Source organism: Blastococcus sp. SYSU D00669 (assembly GCF_054050715.1).
Genome location: NZ_JBJGZV010000028.1, coordinates 32956 through 50493, shown reverse-complemented (window position 1 = coordinate 50493; position 17538 = coordinate 32956). Strand labels below are relative to the sequence as shown.

At 75.5% G+C, this 17538-nt stretch carries 15 protein-coding genes; 8 read left to right on the top strand and 7 right to left on the bottom strand.

Going from position 1 to position 17538, the window contains the following annotated elements; translation table 11 throughout:
- Window positions 1-9: 9 nt before the first annotated feature.
- The gene (locus ACI8AF_RS18920; RefSeq protein WP_456541289.1) at window positions 10-1353 is read right to left on the bottom strand and encodes a cation:proton antiporter; all 1344 of its coding nucleotides are present in this window, start codon (window positions 1351-1353) and stop codon (window positions 10-12) included.
- A gap of 427 nt (window positions 1354-1780) precedes the next feature.
- Between ACI8AF_RS18920 and ACI8AF_RS18915 the strand changes: the two genes are divergently transcribed.
- Together ACI8AF_RS18915 and ACI8AF_RS18910 are read left to right on the top strand one after the other, a co-directional pair.
- Entirely contained in the window at window positions 1781-2446 is a 666-nt protein-coding gene (locus ACI8AF_RS18915) for a histidine phosphatase family protein (protein WP_456541288.1), read from the top strand.
- Between the two features lie 169 nt (window positions 2447-2615).
- The gene (locus ACI8AF_RS18910) at window positions 2616-4091 is read left to right on the top strand and encodes a hypothetical protein (protein WP_456541287.1); all 1476 of its coding nucleotides are present in this window, start codon (window positions 2616-2618) and stop codon (window positions 4089-4091) included.
- 4 nt (window positions 4092-4095) lie between these two features.
- Here the strand turns inward: ACI8AF_RS18910 and ACI8AF_RS18905 are convergent, their stop codons facing one another.
- The gene (locus tag ACI8AF_RS18905; protein WP_456541286.1) at window positions 4096-5325 is read right to left on the bottom strand and encodes an FAD-binding protein; all 1230 of its coding nucleotides are present in this window, start codon (window positions 5323-5325) and stop codon (window positions 4096-4098) included.
- Window positions 5326-5487: 162 nt separating this feature from the next.
- On the opposite strand from ACI8AF_RS18905, the gene ACI8AF_RS18900 reads away from it, so the two are divergent.
- Complete coding sequence (locus ACI8AF_RS18900) at window positions 5488-8361, top strand: BTAD domain-containing putative transcriptional regulator (RefSeq protein ID WP_456541285.1); 2874 nt, start codon at window positions 5488-5490, stop codon at window positions 8359-8361.
- On the opposite strand, the gene mug is transcribed toward ACI8AF_RS18900, so the two are convergent.
- Complete coding sequence (mug, locus tag ACI8AF_RS18895) at window positions 8351-8854, bottom strand: G/U mismatch-specific DNA glycosylase (RefSeq protein WP_456541284.1); 504 nt, start codon at window positions 8852-8854, stop codon at window positions 8351-8353. The genes ACI8AF_RS18900 and mug overlap by 11 nt on opposite strands.
- Before the next feature lie 15 nt (window positions 8855-8869).
- Complete coding sequence (locus tag ACI8AF_RS18890) at window positions 8870-9859, bottom strand: YeiH family protein (RefSeq protein WP_456541283.1); 990 nt, start codon at window positions 9857-9859, stop codon at window positions 8870-8872.
- A gap of 71 nt (window positions 9860-9930) precedes the next feature.
- On the opposite strand from ACI8AF_RS18890, the gene ACI8AF_RS18885 reads away from it, so the two are divergent.
- Window positions 9931-10833 carry a LysR family transcriptional regulator gene (locus ACI8AF_RS18885; RefSeq protein WP_456541282.1) on the top strand — a complete coding sequence of 301 codons (903 nt, stop codon included), beginning with the start codon at window positions 9931-9933 and terminating at the stop codon, window positions 10831-10833.
- A gap of 4 nt (window positions 10834-10837) precedes the next feature.
- Here ACI8AF_RS18885 and ACI8AF_RS18880 read toward each other — a convergent pair whose 3' ends face one another.
- Both ACI8AF_RS18880 and ACI8AF_RS18875 read right to left on the bottom strand, forming a co-directional pair.
- The gene (locus ACI8AF_RS18880) at window positions 10838-12010 is read right to left on the bottom strand and encodes an MFS transporter (RefSeq protein WP_456541281.1); all 1173 of its coding nucleotides are present in this window, start codon (window positions 12008-12010) and stop codon (window positions 10838-10840) included.
- Window positions 12007-13023 (bottom strand): LacI family DNA-binding transcriptional regulator, encoded by a 1017-nt coding sequence (locus ACI8AF_RS18875; RefSeq protein ID WP_456541280.1) that lies wholly within the window; start codon window positions 13021-13023, stop codon window positions 12007-12009. The genes ACI8AF_RS18880 and ACI8AF_RS18875 overlap by 4 nt, the downstream gene beginning before the upstream one ends.
- A 241-nt stretch (window positions 13024-13264) precedes the next feature.
- Here ACI8AF_RS18875 and ACI8AF_RS18870 point away from each other — a divergent pair, with 241 nt between their 5' ends.
- From ACI8AF_RS18870 to ACI8AF_RS18855, 4 genes are read left to right on the top strand one after another with little or no spacing between them, the layout of a single operon-like run.
- Window positions 13265-14125: an ABC transporter ATP-binding protein gene (locus ACI8AF_RS18870; RefSeq protein WP_456541279.1), complete on the top strand. Its 861-nt coding sequence runs from the start codon at window positions 13265-13267 to the stop codon at window positions 14123-14125.
- Between the two features lie 2 nt (window positions 14126-14127).
- Window positions 14128-14976 carry an ABC transporter permease gene (locus ACI8AF_RS18865; RefSeq protein ID WP_456541278.1) on the top strand — a complete coding sequence of 283 codons (849 nt, stop codon included), beginning with the start codon at window positions 14128-14130 and terminating at the stop codon, window positions 14974-14976.
- On the top strand, window positions 14973-15827 hold the full coding sequence (locus ACI8AF_RS18860) for an ABC transporter permease (RefSeq protein ID WP_456541277.1): 855 nt from the start codon (window positions 14973-14975) through the stop codon (window positions 15825-15827). Before ACI8AF_RS18865 ends, ACI8AF_RS18860 begins: the two co-directional genes overlap by 4 nt.
- A 50-nt stretch (window positions 15828-15877) precedes the next feature.
- Window positions 15878-16909, top strand: coding sequence for an ABC transporter substrate-binding protein (locus ACI8AF_RS18855; RefSeq protein ID WP_456541276.1), 1032 nt, complete (start codon window positions 15878-15880; stop codon window positions 16907-16909).
- Between the two features lie 257 nt (window positions 16910-17166).
- Here ACI8AF_RS18855 and ACI8AF_RS18850 read toward each other — a convergent pair whose 3' ends face one another.
- The gene (locus ACI8AF_RS18850) at window positions 17167-17538 is read right to left on the bottom strand and encodes a cupin domain-containing protein (RefSeq protein ID WP_456541275.1); all 372 of its coding nucleotides are present in this window, start codon (window positions 17536-17538) and stop codon (window positions 17167-17169) included.

Genomic DNA, 17538 nt, shown 5'->3' with positions numbered 1-17538 from the left:
GCGCCGGCGTCAGGTCGGTGACGCCGGTGCGGGCTCGGCGCGGAGGCCGGCCGGCTGCCGCTGCACCGGTCCCTCCGTGGCCAGCAGCGGCCAGCCCTTGCGCAGGACGTGGTCGAGCCAGACGCCGCAGGCCTGCGACGTGAGGACGGCGGTGAGCACCAGCGTCGTGAAGAACGGCGCGCTGATGATGCCCGCGTCGAACGCCACGCTGGCCAGCACGATGCCCGGGCCGCCCCGGGCGTTGTGGGTCAGCGCCAGGTTGAGGATGTCGAGCCCCCGGAAGCCCGCCAGGCGGGCCGCCAGGCCCACGGAGACGACGATCACCAGCGTGGACCCGAGGAGGAACGAGACGAGCATCAGCGGGGAGAAGCCCCGGCTGAAGTCGAGCCGGTACCCGACGAGGGCGAAGTAGACGGGGACGAAGACCGCCCCGGAGACGTGGGTGACGGCCTCGAGCGGGGCGCGGAAGGGCCGCTCCTCCGCCGCGGCGGCACCCCCGACGACCCCGAACCCGGCGAGGAACGCGGCGAAGGCGAGCGTGACGTCGAGCGCGGCGGCCACGCTGACGTAGGCGAGGAAGACCCCGATCACCCAGGCGATCGGCGAGTGCCGGGCGACGACGTTCCACCGCGCCCGCCCGGCCAGCCGCAGGAGCCTGGGCAGCACGGTCATGCCGAGGACCACGTAGGCGGTGTTGATCCCGATGTGCAGGGACACGGTCCCGGCCAGCCCCTGCCCGTCCGCCGCCACGGTGGCCGAGGCGATCGCGGTGGCCAGCGCGAGGACCCCCCACAGGACGATGTCCTCGAGCACCGCGATGCCGAGCATCAGGCTCGCGAACCGGGTGTGCAGGATCCCCAGGTCGTAGAAGATCTTCGTGATGACGGGAATGGACGTCACCGCGGCGGCGATGGCGAACACGAGGATCACCGCGGGTTTGCTGTCCGCCGGTCCCATGAATTCCTCGAGCGGCAGGAAAGGCGCCACGCCGAGCGCGATGAAGAACGGCAGAGGCGTGCCGATGCCGAGGATCCAGGCCAACGGCTTGCGATTCTCACGGTCGAGCACATTGCGCACGCTCGTGCCGGAGACGAACATCAGGAGAAGCAGTCCGAAGTGGTAGAAGAAGTTCAGGACGACGGTCGACTGGTCCTTGTCGCCGTTTCCGAAGATCTGCGCCGTGACGTCCGGTGCGAGCAGCCCCAGCAGTGAGGGGCCGAGCACCACACCCGCGAGGATCTCGCCGACCACCTTGGGCTGGCGCAGGCGCACGGCCAGCTGACCGAGCAGGTTAGCCGCGGTGACCAGGAGGAGCAGCGCCAGGGTCAGCTGCCCGAGGTCCTCGGTCGACATGCGTCCCCCCAGTGTGCGGCGCGGCGTCGCCGGCGATGACCGGCGGCGGTCAACATAGCCGTGGGGAGGCATTTCCGGCAGGGGTCTGGCACGATGTGCAATGGGCTAGGAAAAGGGCGGGATCGCGCCCGGCAAACGGCCCTCCGCGCAACCCTCATCTGCACGATCTTCCCTCGTGCTCCTGACGGAGGCGGGCGGTCCAGAAATGCCCTCCAGCACCCATTCCGGTCACGCCGGGGAACCATTCACGTGCGCAGGGTGCCGCGTCACCGGAAAAGAGGGAAAAAGTCCCTCCGCGTCGTCCGCGGCCCTCCCGTGGGCGCACTTCGTCTCCTACTGTCCCCCGCACCGACGGCGGGGGGACCGCGCACCCGTCGGCCCCGACCGCGGGCCACCGGCCCGACCGCACGCCTCCGGAGGGACATCCGTGGAGAACTCAGGACACGCCCTGCTCACGCACCGCGGGGCCACGACCCTTCCGCCGGCAACCTGCCGGTTGTTCGTGGTGCGGCACGGCACGACGACCATGAACGTCGAGAACCGGTACCGGGGACGCTGCGACGTCCCCCTGGACGCGCAGGGGTACCAGGACGCCGTCGACGCCGCGCGCGAGCTCTCCGGCTCCGGCCTGACGGCCGTCTACTGCGGACCGCTGCGGCGGACGATCGCCACGGCCCAGATCATCGCCGACGAGGCGCGCGTCCCGGACCTGCGGATCCTCCACGGCCTGAACAACGTGGACTACGGCGCCTGGGAGGCGATGACCTCCGCCGAGGCCGCGATGTTCGACCCGGAGGCCTTCGAGCTGTACCGCACCACGCCGAGCCGGGCGGTCTGCCCGCTGGGCGAGCGGCTCTCGGACGCGCAGACGCGGATGGTCGGCGCGCTCGAGCTCATCGGCAACCGGCATGCCGGTGAGACCGTCGTGGCGGTGACCCACGCGGTCATGATCCGGCTGGCGGTCGCGCGGCTCACCGGCGTGGACGACGAGGACTGGCGGATCCCGGTGGGGCGCGGGTCGCTCACCGAGTTCCACGTCGCGCACGGCCGGCTCGCGCTGGCCGGGCTGCCGACGGGTGACGACGTCGACTGACCCGGCGCGGAGTCGGGGCGGAGTGCTCGGCCGGCCGACCGCCGGTCCGGTGCCGATCGCCCGCCCCGTCGGCCGCACCTCGCCGCACGGGGGCCCCTCATGCGCCCGACGCGAACCGGCAGGAGTCCGCCGACCGCGAGAGGCCGCCCGACGTCCTGCGGAGTACCGGATGACCGACCGCGCCGCGCTGCTGTCCGTCGCTCGCAGCGCCCACCGGGAACGACGGTGGGCCGAGGCGCACGCCGCGTTCACCGCCGCGGTGGCCGAGGACGAGGAGTCCGTCGGCGCCGACGACCTGGCCGGACTGGCGCTGGCGGCGTGGTGGCTCGGCCGGTTCGACGAGACGGTCGCGGTCGGAGCCGCGGCGGTCCGGGCGTTCGAGCGGGCGGGCCGGGTGCGCCCGGCTGCCATGTCGGCCCTCGGCGTGGCCGCCACCTCGTTCCTGCGCGGCGACGACGCGGCCGGCTCGCAGTGGCGGGACCGGGCGGCCCGGTTGCTCGCCGACGAGCCCGAGTGCCCGGAGCAGGGGTACGTGCGCCACGCCCTCGACGTCGAGGCCCACCTGGACGGGCCCGACCTGCGGGCCGTCGCGGCCGCCGCGCGGCACGTCGGCGAGCTCGGCCGCCGCCACGGCGACCCGGACCTCGTGGCCCTCGGGCTGCTGGGGGAGGGCCGCGCCCTGGTGCGGCGCGGCGACGTGCGGGCCGGTGTGGCGCTGCTCGAGGAGGCGATGGCGCACGTGCGTGCCGGCGACGTGTCGCCGGAGTGGACCGGGTACGCGTACCGGCACCTGATGGCCGCGTCCACCGAGCTCGCCGACCCGGTGCGTGCCCGCGTGTGGGTGGAGGCCATGCGCAGCTGGCTGGAGACGCTCCCCGTCGCGGTGTACTTCACCGGCGTCCTGCGGGTGTACCGCGCGGAGCTGCTGGAGGTGTCGGGCGCCTGGGACGAGAGCCGGCGGGAGGCGCTCCGGGTCTGCGGCGAGCTCAGCGGCGTCGCCGGCCCGACGGCGGCGGAAGGGCACTACCGGCTCGCCGAGGTGGCGCGGCTGCGCGGCGACCTGGCCGCGGCCGAGCCCGCGTACGGCGAGGCGCACGCCCGGGGCCGCGACCCCGAGCCGGGCCTGTCGCTGCTGCGGCTGGCCCAGGAGAGGCGGGAGGAGGCCGCCGCCTCGATCCGCGCGGCGGTGCTCGGCGAGTCCGCGAACCGGCTCCGCCGGGCCCGGCTGCTGACCGCCCAGGTGGAGATCGCGCTGGGCGCCGAGGACGTGGTCGGCGCCGGCGACGCGGTCGCGGAGCTCGCCGGCATCTCCGAGACGTTCACCAGCCCGGGTTTCACGGCCGCCGCCCGGCACTGGCACGGCGCCGTGCTGCTGGCGGAGGGCCACGTCCGCGAAGCGCTCCCGTGGCTGCGCGCGGCCATGGACGAGTGGCGGGCGCTCGACGCGCCGTACCACTCCGCCCGTGCCCGGTGGCTCCTCGCCCAGGGCTACGAGGCCCTGGGCGACCACGACGGCGCCGCCCACGAGCGCGGCGCCGCCGACGAGGTGTTCGCGCGGCTCGGGGCCGCCCGCGAGCCGGCGCGGTGGCCGGGGGCCGGTCCCCGCGACGGTGTCCGGCCGGTGGGCCCCCCGTCGGCCGGGTGACGGCTCACCGCGGCGGAGGACCGTCCCCGGTCCCGCGCACCCCGCGCGCGCCGCGCAGGATCCGGTGCGGGTCGTGGTGCGCGGCCAGCCCGGCCAGCCGGCGGAGCGTGGCGGGGTCGTACACCCGCGCCGCGTCGGCAGGGGTGGCCGGCGCCACGACGTCGGCCAGGGCGCGGTCGGCCGACGACGCCGCGAGCCCGCCGACCAGCGCGGCGGCCCGCTCGACCGCCCCGGGTGCACCTGCCGGGCCGCGGACGGCGACGTCGAACCGGGCGTCGCGGTGGGCGACGGCGCCGGGCCGCTCGGGCAGCCGGGCGATCGCGCCGCCGAGCCGGCGCAGCTCCACGGCCGGCCCCGGCCCCGCGGCCGCCGCGGTCAGCACCTCCACCGCCTCCTCGGGCAGCCGGTCGAGGACCGCGTGCGCCAGCACGTCCCCGGGCCGCTCGTCGACGATCCCGGCGTAGGGGCGGACGGCGACGTCGTCGTGCAGCGGCCCGGCCGCCCCGCGCACCGGCACCAGCACGCCGGCCCCGGCGTCCGGGTCACCGGCCCAGGCGAAGCGGACGGCGACCGTGGGCGGCGGCCCGGGCCGCAGGAGCAGCGCGGTCGTGGCCTGCGCCGGCAGGTCCGCGCACCAGGCGCGCCACCGGCGGACGACGGCCGCCGCGTCGGCGGCGGCGAACACGACGGTGCCCGCGTACAGCTCGTTGACGGCGAGCAGGTCGAGCTCCACCGCCGTCACGACGCCGAGCGCGCCCCGCCCGCCGCGCAGCCCCCAGAACAGGTCGGGGTGCTCGGCTGGCGTGACCCGGCGCGGCACGCCCTCACCGGTGACCACCTCGAAGGCCCGGACCCGGTCGGCGGCCAGGCCGTAGGTGCGCGCGACCGGCCCGATGCCGCCGCCGGTCACCGACCGGACGACGCCGGCCGCCGTCGTCGCACCGGCCAGCGGCGCCAGGCCGTGCGCGCCGGCCGCCGCCAGGAGGCGCCGCCAGCGGACGCCGGCCCCGACGCGGGCCCAGCCCTCGGGGTGCACGGCGCACTCGTCGAGGCCGGCGGTGCACACCAGCAGCGTCCCCGGGCCGGCGGCGGCCCCGCCCGCCGACACGTCGAGCTCCAGCCCCTGCCGGGCGGCGGAGCGGACCGCGGCGACGACGTCGTCGGCCGTGGCGGCCTGGACCACGACGGGCGGGCGGGCGCCGGGCTGCGGGCGCGCGGGTGGTGCGGTGGTCACGGGGAGCTCCTCGGGGTGCCGGTGGTGCCGGCCGCAACCCTCCGCGCAGCCGCTTGGCGCCGCCTTCGGCTCGCCTTGGCTCGCCCCTTGGGGTGCCCCCGACCGGCGGAAACGTGGAGCGGCTCCACCGATCCCGTCGCCCTCCCTGCTTATCCTCGCGGCGTGACAACCCGGACCTTCCGTGTGCTGGGTCCCGTGGAGGTCTGGTCCGACGGCCGGCCGGTCCCCCGGCAGACCCCGCGCCACCGCGCCGTCCTCGCCGCCCTGCTCGTCGACGCGGGCTCGACCGTGCCGCTCGACGTCCTCGTCGACCGTGTGTGGAACGGCTCCCCGCCGTCCGCCCAGCTGGGCACCCTCCAGGCGATCGTCTCCAAGCTGCGCCGCGAGCTCGAGCCGGACGTCGCGGGGGGCGCCTGGCAGGTGCTGGTGACCCAGGCCCCCGGTTACCGGCTGGCGATCGACCCCGAGACGGTCGACGCCGTGCGGTTCAAGACGCTGCTGCGCACCGCCCGGGCGCACGCCGAGCGCGACGAGGTCGAGCAGGCCCGCACCGCGGTCGGGGAGGCGCTGGAGCTCTGGCACGGGCCGGCCTACGCCGACGTCGCCGAGGCCTTCGCCGTCGAGGAGGCGGCCCGCCTCGAGCAGCTGCGGCTCGACGCGCGCGAGCTCGCCGCCGAGCTCGACCTGCGGCTGGGCCGGCACGCCGAGCTGGTCGACGAGCTGCGCGAGCTGGTCCGCGCCGAGCCGCTGCGCGAGGGGCTGCGCGGCTCGCTGATGCTCGCCCTCTACCGCGCCGGCCGGCAGGCCGAGGCGCTGCAGGTCTACGACGAGGGCCGCCGGCTGCTCGTCGACGAGCTGGGCGTCGACCCCGGCCGCGAGCTGCAGACCCTGCACGAGCGGATCCTGCGGCAGGACCCGGAGCTGACCGCGCCGGCGGCCGAGGCGCCGCGGGTGCCGGCGCCGCGCCCCGAGCCCGCCCCGCTGCGGGCGCAGACCCTCCCGCAGCCGCTGACCGCCTTCGTCGGCCGCGCGCGCGAGCTCGAGTCGCTGGGCCGCACCCTGGCGACCCAGCGGCTGGTCACCCTGGTCGGCCCCGGCGGCAGCGGCAAGACCCGGCTGGCGCTGGAGACCGCCCGCCGCCGGGCCGCCGACGTGCCGGCGAGCTTCGTGGAGCTCGCGGGCGTCGACGACCCTGCGCTCGTCGCGCCGCAGATCGCCACCGTGCTCGGGGTCAGCCTGACCGGCGGCGACGCGGTCGCGGCCCTGGTGCCGGCGCTGCAGGCCGGCCCGTCGCTGCTGGTCCTCGACAACTGCGAGCACGTGGTCGACGCCGCGGCCGAGGTCGCCGCCGCGCTGCTCCCCCGCTGCCCCGACCTGCGCGTGCTGGCCACTTCCCGGCAGCCCCTCGGCGTGCTCGGCGAGGCCGTCGTCCCGTGCGGGCCGATGGCGGCCGGGGACGCCGAGAGCGACGCGGTCCGGCTGTTCCTCGACCGGGCCCGGCTGGCCGCACCGCACCTCGCCGAGCCCTCGGCCGAGGAGCTCGGCCTGGTCGCCACCGTGTGCGCCGAGCTCGACGGCCTGCCGCTGGCGGTGGAGCTCGCCGCGGCCTGCCTGACCACGCTGCCGCTGGCCGAGGTGGCCGCCCGCGTCGACGACCGGTTCGCCCTGCTGTCGGGCGGCCGGCGGGGCGCGGCCCCGCACCAGCGCACGCTGGCCGCCACGGTCCAGTGGTCCGTCGACCTCCTCGACGAGCGGCAGCTGGCCGTGTTCCGGGCGGTCTCGGTGTTCTCCGGCAGCTTCGCCGCCGACGCGGTCGAGGCGGTGGCCGGCCCCGACGGCGGCGGCACGCTCGAGGCGCTGCGCGCGCTGGCCGCCCAGTCCCTGGTCGAGGTCGACCACGCCCGGGGCCGCTACCGCATGCTCGAGACGCTGCGGCAGTACGCCGACCAGGTCCTCACCGACGACGAGCGGCGCGCGCTGCGCGGCCGGCACGCCGCGTTCATGGCCGACCTCGCCGAGCGCCTGGAGCCGACCCTGCGCCGGCGCGACTCGGCGCCGAGCTGGAAGCGGCTCGACGACGAGCAGGCGAACCTGCGCGCCGCGATGAGCAGCGCGCTGTCCGCCGGCGACGGGGAGACCGCGCTGCGCATCGCCGGCGCCCTGGGCTGGTGGTGGTACCGCCGCGGCTACGTCGCCGAGGGCCGCCAGTGGCTCGCCGACACGCTCAAGGCCGCGCCCGCAGGCACCCCGGTGCCGGTGCGCATGCAGGCCCTGCTGGGCGACGCGCTGCTGGCCTACCTCAGCGGCGACGTCCCCTCGATCTGGGCGCGGACGAACGAGATCATCGCGATCACGCCGAGCGAGGCCGAGGGCATCCTCGCCCTCGCGCTGGTGCTGCGCGGCTTCGTGCGGGCCCTGCTCGGGCACGTCGACAAGGAGAACGAGACCGCCAAGGACGTCGCCCGCGGCATGGCGGTCGCCGAGGCCTGCGGCATCGACTGGGTGCGGTCGGAGATCGCGATGACCCTCGGCCAGTTCTCCCGCGCCGACGGCAACCCGCAGGCCGCCCTCGAGCACCTCGACCGGGCGGCGGTCATGGCCCGCGGCTTCGGGCACAACTGGGCCGAGTGCTCCGCGCTGTGGATGCGGGCCAAGGTCCTCGTCGAGCTCGGCCGCGGGCACGAGGCGCTCGAGGCGGTCACCGCCGCCATGGCGCTGGGCCGGGCCGACGGCGACCGCACCTCCACCCTCGCCTGCCTGCTCACCGCGGCCGGCGCCGCGACCGTCGTCGGCGACCCGCGGTCGGGCGCGGTGCTGCTCGGCACGATCGAGGCGCAGTCGCCCCGGGTCGGCTACGACCCGCTGCGGATGGACCCGGTCGACGGCCAGGGGTACGTCGACAGCACCCGGGCGGCGCTGGACGACGACGAGTGGGAGGCCGCCCGCGCGGAGGGCCGCCGGCTGGACATCGACGCGGCGTTCGCGCTGCTCCAGCGGCTCGCCGCGCGGTCGGCGGTGTACCGGTCTACGGCCTGACCTGCGCGTAGAGCCGGGCGAGATCGGCCAGCCGGTGGTGGGCGTTGAGCCCGCTCGGGTTGGGCAGCACCCACGTCGCGGCGCCGCCCACCCGCTCCGGCTGCAGCCCGAGCACCGCCTTCGGCCGCCGGAACGCCAGCCGCCAGGCGGTCACCCCGAGGACGGCGAGCACCCGCGGCCGGTGGGCGGTCACGAGGTCGGCCAGCGCCTCGGCCCCGGCCTCGAGCTCGGCCGGCGTCAGCTCCGCCGCCGTCCGGGTGGGCCGGGCGACGACGTTGGTGATGCCGAGGCCGTACCGCGGCAGCTCGCCGTCCTCGTCCGGTGACATCAGGCGGGGGGTGAACCCGGCCAGGTGGATCGCCGGCCAGAAGCGGTTGCCGGGGCGGGCGAAGTGGTGTCCGCGCTCGGCCGAGAGCAGCGACGGGTTGATCCCGCAGAACAGGACGTCGAGGTCGGGCGCGATCACGTCGCGCAGCGGCTTGTCCTCCGGCACGCCGGCCAGTCTGCGTCAGGCCACGACCGCGACCGCGCCGAGGGCGGCTCCCCCGACCAGCAGGGTGGACAGCGCGCCGAGCACCAGGCCGCGGCGGCCGGTGCGCAGCAGGGCGCCGAGCCGCACCGCCGTCCCCAGGCCGAAGAGCGCCGCGGCCAGCAGCACCGTCGTCGTCACCTTGGCCACCGCCAGGGCGGCGTCGGGCACCAGACCCGTGCTGCGCAGCGCGACCATCGCCAGGAAGCCGAGCACGAACAGCGGCACCAGCGGTGGCCGCTCCCCCGCCTCGCCCTGCCGCCGCACCACGCCGACCGCGGCCACCACGGGGGCGAGCAGCACGACCCGGGTCAGCTTGACGACGACGGCGATGCCGACGGCCGCCGCCCCCGCCGGCGACGCTGCGGCCACCACCTGGGCGACCTCGTGCACGGCCAGCCCCGCCCAGGTGCCGAGCTGCTCGTCGTCCATGCCGAGCCCGGCGCCGGCCAGCGGCACCAGCGCGATCGCCGCGGTGCCGAAGAGGGTCACGAGCGTGACGCCGGTGGCGACGTCCTCGTCCCTCGACCGCGCCGCGCCGCCCATGGCGGCGATCGCCGCGGCGCCGCAGATCGAGAAGCCGGTGGCCACCAGCAGGGTCAGCCCGGGCGGGACGCCGACCAGGCGGCCCAGCAGCAGCGTGCCGGCGAACGCGACGACGACGGTGACGAGCACCGCCGTGACGGTCGCGGCGCCCAGCCCGGCGACGGCGTCGAGCCCGAGCTGCAGGCCGAGCAGGACGACGCCGAGCCGCAGGAACCGCCGGGTGCCCCAGCCGACCCCGGCGCGCGTGGCCGCGGGCAGCGCGGGGCCGGCGAGGACGCCGAGCACCACCGCCGCGGTCAGCGCGCTCACCGCGGGGACGACCTCGTTGACCCCCAGCGCGACGGCCGTGCCGACGGCGACCACCGCGAGGCCCGGCCCGAGGGGCGCGGTGCGGCCCTGCGCCGGGGCGAGGGTGCGTGCCACGATCAGCACTTTCGGGGGTGTCCGGCGGTCGCGGTAGCCACCGGCTGTGCCGCAGGTCATAGCCTGCGGGAATGGCAGGGGTGCCCGACGTCGAGTCGCTGCAGCTGCTCGTCCTGGTCGACGAGCACGGCAGCCTCACCGGCGCGGCCACCGTGCTGGGCATCAGCCAGCCCTCGGCGAGCAAGCGGCTGAGCGCCCTGGAGCGCCGGCTCGGCCTGCAGCTGGTCGACCGCAGCCGGCGGGGCTCGGCGCTCACCGCGGAGGGCGCCGTCGTCGCCGGCTGGGCCGCGCGGGTGCTCGCCGAGCTCGCCGTCCTCACCGAGGGCGCGGCCGCGCTGCGCCGCCACCGGGAGGCCGAGCTCTCCCTCGCCGCGAGCCTGACCATCGCCGAGCACCTGCTGCCGGGGTGGATCGGCACGCTGCGCCGCGACGCCCCCGACCTGCACGTGGGGCTGCAGGTGCTCAACAGCACCCGGGTCTGCGAGCTGGCCCGGCACGACGGCGTCGACGTCGGCTTCATCGAGTCCCCGGGCCCGGCCGAGGGGCTCGACGCGGTGACCGTCGGCTCCGACCGGCTGGTCCTCGTCGTCGCGCCCGGGCACGAGTGGGCCGGCCGCACCGCGGCGGTGACCGGCGCCGAGCTGGCCGCGACGCCGCTGATCACCCGCGAGGCCGGCTCCGGCACCCGCGACACCGCCGACCGGGCGCTGCGGGCCACCGGGCTGCCGGTGGCCCGGCCGCTGCTCGAGCTCGGGTCGGGCACCGCCGTGCGCACGGCCGTCGTCTCCGGCGCGGGCCCGGCGCTGCTCAGCGAGCTGGTGGTCGCCGCCGACCTGGTCGCCGGGGCGCTGGTCGAGGTGCCCACCACGGGGCTCGAGCTGCGCCGCACGCTGCGGGCTGTCTGGCGGGCCGGCACGCGGCCCACCGGTCCGGCCGCCGACCTGCTGACGATGCTGACCCGCCGGCCGGGCTGAGGCCCTACTCGGGCGAGCGGCGCAGCACGGTCGCGGTCGCCGCGACCATCACCGCGGCGCTGCCCAGGAACACCCCGCCGCTGCCGCTGCCCGCGGCCGCGAACCCGATCGCCGGCGGCAGCAGGGTCTGCGCCAGCCGGTTGGCGGTGAGCCGCAGGCCGACGGCCGAGCCGCGCAGCTCGGGGGCGGTGATGGCCGACACCCACGAGAGCGTCATCGGCTGCGCCAGCCCGAGGCCCACCCCGAGCAGCACCATCACCGCGACCGCGCCGGCGACGCCGACGAACGGCAGCAGCGCCAGGCCGGCCACGCCCATGAGCAGCGAGCCGATGAGCGTCCAGCGGCGGGTGAACACGGAGATCAGCCGGACGACGAGGGCGCGGGAGAGCAGCGAGACCAGCGCGCGCAGCGCGAGCAGCCAGCCGACCACCGCGACCGGGACGTCGTGCTCCTCCGCCCAGGCGGGCAGGAACGCCAGCAGCAGGTCGAGCGCGGCGAGCACGATGCCGCTGGTGACGATCGCCGGGCCCATGCCCTCGGTGCGCAGCAGCACGGCCAGGGCCCGGCGCGACGACGTCGGCTCGCCGGCCGGCCGCGCCGCCGGGGGTGTCCGCCGTCCGCGGTGCACCGCCAGCGGGACCGCCACCAGCGCGAACACGGCGGCGACGGCGAGCCCGACGACGCCGGCCGACCACCGGTCGGAGGCCAGGTACCCGGCCAGCGGCAGCGCCGCGGCCGGGCCGAGCATCTGCCCGACCGAGGCCGCCGCCGTCAGCGACCCGAAGCCGCGGTCGCGGGCGGTGTCGCTGTCCAGCCGGGCGACCACGGTCTGCTGCCCGACCATCCCGAGCAGGTGCGCGAAGCCCAGGGCCGCGGCGGCGAGCACCAGCACGACCAGGCCCGGCGCCAGCAGCGCCGCGACGCTGCCGCCGGCCAGCACCACGGCGCCGGCGACCACCAGCCGCCCGGGCCCGAGGACGTCGGCGCGGCGGCCGACGGCGAAGGCCAGCAGCAGCGGCAGGACGGCGAAGGCGGCGGCCAGCGCGCCGAGCGTCGCGCTGCCGGCGCCCAGGTCGAGCGCGCGGTAGCTGACCATCGGGCGGACGACGCCGTAGGAGGCGTGCAGCAGCGCGGCCTGGACGAACAGCCAGGCCAGTCCCCCGCCCCAGCGGCTCACCGCGGCGGCGCGGTCGAGGACCTGACGACGAGGGTGGGCCGCAGCAGCACCGCGCGGGCGGGCCGGTCGGGTTCGGCGAAGACGTCGAGCAGCAGCCGCCCGGCCTCGGCGCCCATCTCGTGGTGACCTACGCGGATCGTGGTCAGCGGCGGGTGCATCTTGTCCATCAGCGGCATGTCGTTGAACCCGACGACGCTCACGTCGTCGGGGCAGCGCAGGCCACGGGCGGCCAGCACGTCGTAGATGCCCAGCGCGGAGCGGTCGTGCGCCGCGATGACGGCGGTGAACTCGACGCCGCTGTCGAGCAGGGCGGCCATGGCGCGGGCGCCCTCCTCCTCGGTCGAGTTCGGGCAGCTGACCACCAGCCGCGGGTCCTCGGGCAGCCCGTGGTCGCGCAGGCCCTGCAGGTAGCCCCGCCGCCGGACCGCCCCTGTCGACAGGCCCTCGGGCCCGGCGACGTGCGCGATCCGCGTGTGGCCGAGGCCGACCAGGTGGTCGACGGCCAGCGCGACGCCGGCGGCGTTGTCGGCGGTCACCGACGGGATCGACGCGGCCGCCAGCAGCCGCTTGACCAGCACCATGCGCACGCCCTCGGCGTGCAGGCCGGCCAGCCAGCCGTCGTCGAGCGAGGCCGTCGCCACGATCAGCCCGTCGACCTGCTTGCCCAGGAGCGAGTCGACCAGCGCCCGCTCGCGCTCGAGGTCGTTGTCGGTGTTGACGATCCAGGCGTCGTAGCCGGCCGGGGCGAGGACGCTCTCCGCGCCACGCACCAGCGGGGCCACCAGCGAGTTGGTCAGGTCGGGCACGACCAGGCCGACGGTGTTGGTCCGCGCCGTCCGCAGGCTGCGCGCCATCGGGTTGGGCCGGTAGCCCAGCTCGCGGGCGACGCGCAGCACGCGCTCGGCGGTGCTGCGGCTGACCCGGCCCCGGCTGCCGGGGTTGAGCGCGCGCGACGCCGTGCCGACGTGCACCGAGGCGGCCTCGGCGACGTCCCGGAGCGTGGGCGGGCGCATGACTGCAATCGTAAGCATTCGGCACTGCCCGGACCCGCGTTTCCCGCGCGGGGACCACCCGACGGTGGAGCGGGCGCCGGGCCGAAACGGCAACTTGGCTGCGATGTCGGTGTAACCCTTGACACATCTGCGGCCGGTCTGCCGATACTTCGGACCGAGGCAATCGATTGCAGCTCCGCGAGCTGACGGACCCCGCTCGAGCCCGTTGCGCCCCGGACGCAGGACAAGGGAGTCGATGCACGTGGCACCAGGTCAGGACCGGCTGGGCAGGACGCTGGCCGTGGAGGCCCACGGGGTCTCGGTCGAGTACGAGCGCACGCGCAACAAGGACACGCTGGTCGCGCTGGAGGACTTCACGCTGGAGGTCGCCGACGGCGAGTTCCTCGCGGTGGTCGGGCCCAGCGGCTGCGGCAAGAGCACGTTCCTCAACGTCGTCGCCGGCCTGGTCCCGCCGGCCGCCGGCGAGATCAAGGTCTTCGGCAAGGACGTCACCGGCCCCGGCCCCGACCGCGCCGTCGTCTTCCAGGACTACGCGCTCATGCCGTGGCGCACGGTCGAGAAGAACGTGCGCTTCGGCCTGGAGATGCAGGGCCGGGTCGACTCCGACACCGGCGCCAAGGTCGACCGCTACATCAAGATGGTCGGGCTCTCCGGCTTCGAGAAGTCCTACCCCCGGGAGCTCTCCGGCGGCATGCGGCAGCGGGTCGGCCTGGCCCGCGCGCTGGTCACCGAGCCGCGGCTGCTGCTGATGGACGAGCCGTTCGCCGCGGTCGACGCGATGACCCGCGAGATCATGCAGGAGGAGCTGACCCGGATCGTCGCCGAGACCGGTCAGGCGATCATCTTCATCACCCACGGCGTCGACGAGGCGATCACCCTCGGCGACCGGATCGCGGTGGTGACCAACCGGCCCGGCCGGATCAAGGAGATCATCGAGGTCGACCTGCCGCGGCCGCGCAGCCGGGCCAGCCGCCAGCTGCCCGAGTTCCAGGACCTGCGCGACCGGGTGTGGCAGCTGCTGTCCGAGGAGCACCCCGAGCGGTCCGAGCTGGCCGAGCCGATCGGCGCCGGCGGCACCGTGCCGAACGCGGGCGGCGTCTGACGATGGCCACGACCGCCGCTCCCGAGTCGTCCTCCGCGGCCTCCCCCGCGCCGGCGCGGCCTCGCAAGAAGCAGCAGTCGTTCGGCGAGCGGCTGCTGCGCAAGCGCGGCCCCGGCGTCCTCGCCTTCGTCGCGTTCATCGGGATCTGGCAGCTGTCGGTCATGGTCTTCGACCCCAGCCCGATCCTCTTCCCCGGGCCGTGGCCGGTCGCCCAGGAGTGGGCCGAGGCCGCGGCCGACGGGTCCATGTGGGAGGCCACCGCCGACAGCATGTACGCGATGTCGATCGGCCTGGCGATCTCGCTGGTCGTCGGCATCCCGCTCGGCGTCGCGATCGGCATGTCCCCCACCGCCGACCTGATCACCTCGCCCTACCTGTGGGGCTTCTTCGCGATGCCGCGCATCGCGCTGGCACCGCTCATGGTGCTCTGGCTGGGTTTCGGCGCCGAGATCAAGATCTGGCTGGTCGTGCTCTCGGCGATCATCCCGATCATCCTGTCGGCCAAGGACGGGGTGCAGACCACCGACGACGGGTTGCTCCGGGCCGCGCGCAGCTTCGGCGCCGGCCGGCTGCAGCTGTTCGGCAAGGTCGTCGTCCCGAGCACCCTGCCGTTCATCGCCAGCGGCGTGCGCAACGGCATCTCCCGCGGCTTCGTCGGCTTGCTGGTCATCGAGCTCACCGTCGGCACCGGCGGGATCGGCACCGAGGTGATCCGCGCGGCCCGCGACCTGGACACCGCGCGGATGTTCGCCTTCATCGCCACGCTGATCGCCCTCGCGCTGCTGCTGGTCAGCCTGTCCCGCCGGCTCGAGAACTACGCCAGCCGCTGGCGTGAGGAGGTCGTCCTGTGACCGCCACCGGATCGATCGCGCCGACGACGGTCCCGACGTCGGTCACGGCGCCCGCCAAGCGGCCGACCCGGAAGTACCGGTACGGACGGCGGAAGGTCTACAGCCGCAAGCAGCGCTGGGTCATCGGCACGATCAACCTGCTGATCTTCTTCACGATCTGGCAGCTGGTCGCGACCTACACCGACGTCCCGAAGCTGTTCCTCCCCTCGGTGACCGAGGTCTGGGACCAGCTCGTCCGGATGCACGAGCAGGGCATCCTCTGGGGCAACCTCGGCAAGAGCCTGTGGGTCTACGTGGTCGGGATGGTCATCTCGATCGCCATCGCGGTGCCGGCCGGCCTGATCATCGGCGGCGTCCGGATCATCGACCGGATCACCAGCCCCTACGTGTGGGCGCTCTACACCACGCCGCGGCTGATCCTCATGCCGCTGATCGTGCTGTGGGTCGGCATCAACGACACCGCCCGGATCGTGATCATCGTGCTCTCGGCGGTGCCCGCCACGCTGGTCGTGGTCATGGAGGGCGTCAAGACCGTCGACAACTCGCTGCTGAAGGCGGCGCGCTCGTTCGGGGCCAGCCGGCCGCGGCTCTACCGCGCGGTGGTGCTGCCCTCGACCGTGCCGTTCATCGCCACCGGCATCCGCATGGGCGTCTCGCGCGGCCTGATCGGCCTGTTCATCGGCGAGCTCTTCACCGCCGCGAACGGGATCGGCTACATCATCGCGCTCTCGTCCAAGACGTTCAACAGCGCTCAGACCTACGCGATGCTCTTCATCTTCGTCTTCTTCTGCGTCGCGATGGTCGGGCTGACCCAGCTGCTCGAGCGCAAGGTCTCGGTGTGGCGGGCCTAGGACACGTGACGTCGTCGTCACGGGCACTTCGTCTACGAAAGGACGAAACGATGCACAAGTTCCGGGTGCCGGCGATCCTGTTCGCCACCGCGCTCGTCGCGGCGGCCTGCGGATCCGACGGTGGTGGCGGGGGCGGCGGGGACGGCGGCGGCGAGCTGAACCAGGTCCGCCTGGCGATCGACGGTGACGACTTCATGAACCAGCTCGCCTGGATGGTCGCCGACAAGAACTACTGGCCCGACCTCGGGTTCTCCGAGCCGGCCGAGGTGTTCGCCACCGACGAGTACATCGCCGGCCTGGCCGGCGGCGACGTCTGGGTGGCGCAGGGCGAGAGCGACGTCATCTGGTCGGCGCTGGCCGAGGGCAGCGTGCCGATGAAGGTCATCGGCGTCGAGAAGGACGCCGAGGCGTACTTCCTCGGCATCCGGGCCGGCGTCGACCCCAACAACCTCGAGGGCCTGAAGATGAGCGGTGGCGCCGCCGGCGACCGCAACATCACCGTCGGCGAGGAGATGCTCGAGGGCCTCGGCGTCGACCCCGAGAGCATGGAGTGGGTGCAGATCGAGGGCGGCTCCGACGAGCGCCTGCAGGCCCTGCTCGCCGGGCAGATCGACGTCGCGGCGCTGCAGCCGCGGCACGTGCTGCCGCTGGAGGCCGAGGGCGGCCAGATGATCGTCCAGGAGTACCAGCGGGTGCCCCAGGAGGTCTGGGTCGTCACCGCGGAGACCATGGAGAACAACCGCGACGAGGTCTGCGCCTACCTCGAGGGCCGCATCGCCGCCAAGCAGTGGATCTCCGAGGGCGAGACGTACACCGACAACCAGCAGGCCGCGCTCGACATCGCCGCGGAGTACGGCGAGGAGCCCAGTGAGGGCGACCTCGACGAGTGGCAGATCGAGATGGAGCAGAACTGGTCGCTCAACGGTGGTTCACCGGAGGACACCTGGGAGACGTGGAACCAGGCCATGATCGACGCGGGCAACGTGCCCGAAGGCTTCGACTGGCGTGAGCACGTCGACTTCTCCTGCCTGACCGAGGTCCAGGAGAGCCTGGGGCTCGAGGTGGAGCCCGGCAACATCTGACACGTCCCCGCACGCCTCGGCGCCGGTCGCGATGCGGCCGGCGCCGAGTGCTGTCCGAGGGCTTTCCCGGCGACCGTCGCCGGCGGTGATGTGCCGATGTGGCGGGTTCTGGCGCCGGAATGCGCCGTCGGCGCACATCACCTGCCGGGGACGGCGGCGAGCGGCGACCGTGCGGCTCGTCGACGGAGTGCGCGGAGGCGGGGTTCCGGCGACGGGAACCCCGCCGGAGCGCACTCCGTGCGGCCGCGGGCCGGGGCTCAGAGGGCGGTGCGCTCGGGGCCGGGGAGCTCCTGGAGGTTGGCGCGCAGGTCGGGGTGCGGGAAGAAGCAGACCAGCACGAGGTCCGACGTCCCCGACGCGACGGTCGCGTGCGGCACCCCCGGCGGGACGACGACCAGGTCACCGGCGCCCACGGCGGAGGGGACGTCGTCCTCCCACGCCGTGCCGGTGCCGGAGACGACGTAGACGAGCTCGGCGCTGTACGGGTGCACGTGCGGCGTGCGCGGGCCGGGCGCGATCCGCACCACGCGGGCGCTCGCGCCGACGGCGAGGCCGGCCGGCAGCGGGTCGGCGGACGTGCGACCGGGCAGCGGGACGAAGTCCAGCTGCCCGGCCCGGACGACGGGCAC

Excerpts from the sequence above, each read along its gene's own strand:
- ACI8AF_RS18920 (WP_456541289.1), bottom strand. The coding sequence starts at position 1,353 with ATGTCGACCGAGGACCTCGGGCAGCTGACCCTGGCGCTGCTCCTCCTG.
- ACI8AF_RS18910 (WP_456541287.1), top strand. The coding sequence starts at position 2,616 with ATGACCGACCGCGCCGCGCTGCTGTCCGTCGCTCGCAGCGCCCACCGG.
- ACI8AF_RS18885 (WP_456541282.1), top strand. The coding sequence starts at position 9,931 with ATGGCAGGGGTGCCCGACGTCGAGTCGCTGCAGCTGCTCGTCCTGGTC.
- ACI8AF_RS18875 (WP_456541280.1), bottom strand. The coding sequence starts at position 13,023 with ATGCGCCCGCCCACGCTCCGGGACGTCGCCGAGGCCGCCTCGGTGCAC.
- ACI8AF_RS18865 (WP_456541278.1), top strand. The coding sequence starts at position 14,128 with ATGGCCACGACCGCCGCTCCCGAGTCGTCCTCCGCGGCCTCCCCCGCG.
- ACI8AF_RS18855 (WP_456541276.1), top strand. The coding sequence starts at position 15,878 with ATGCACAAGTTCCGGGTGCCGGCGATCCTGTTCGCCACCGCGCTCGTC.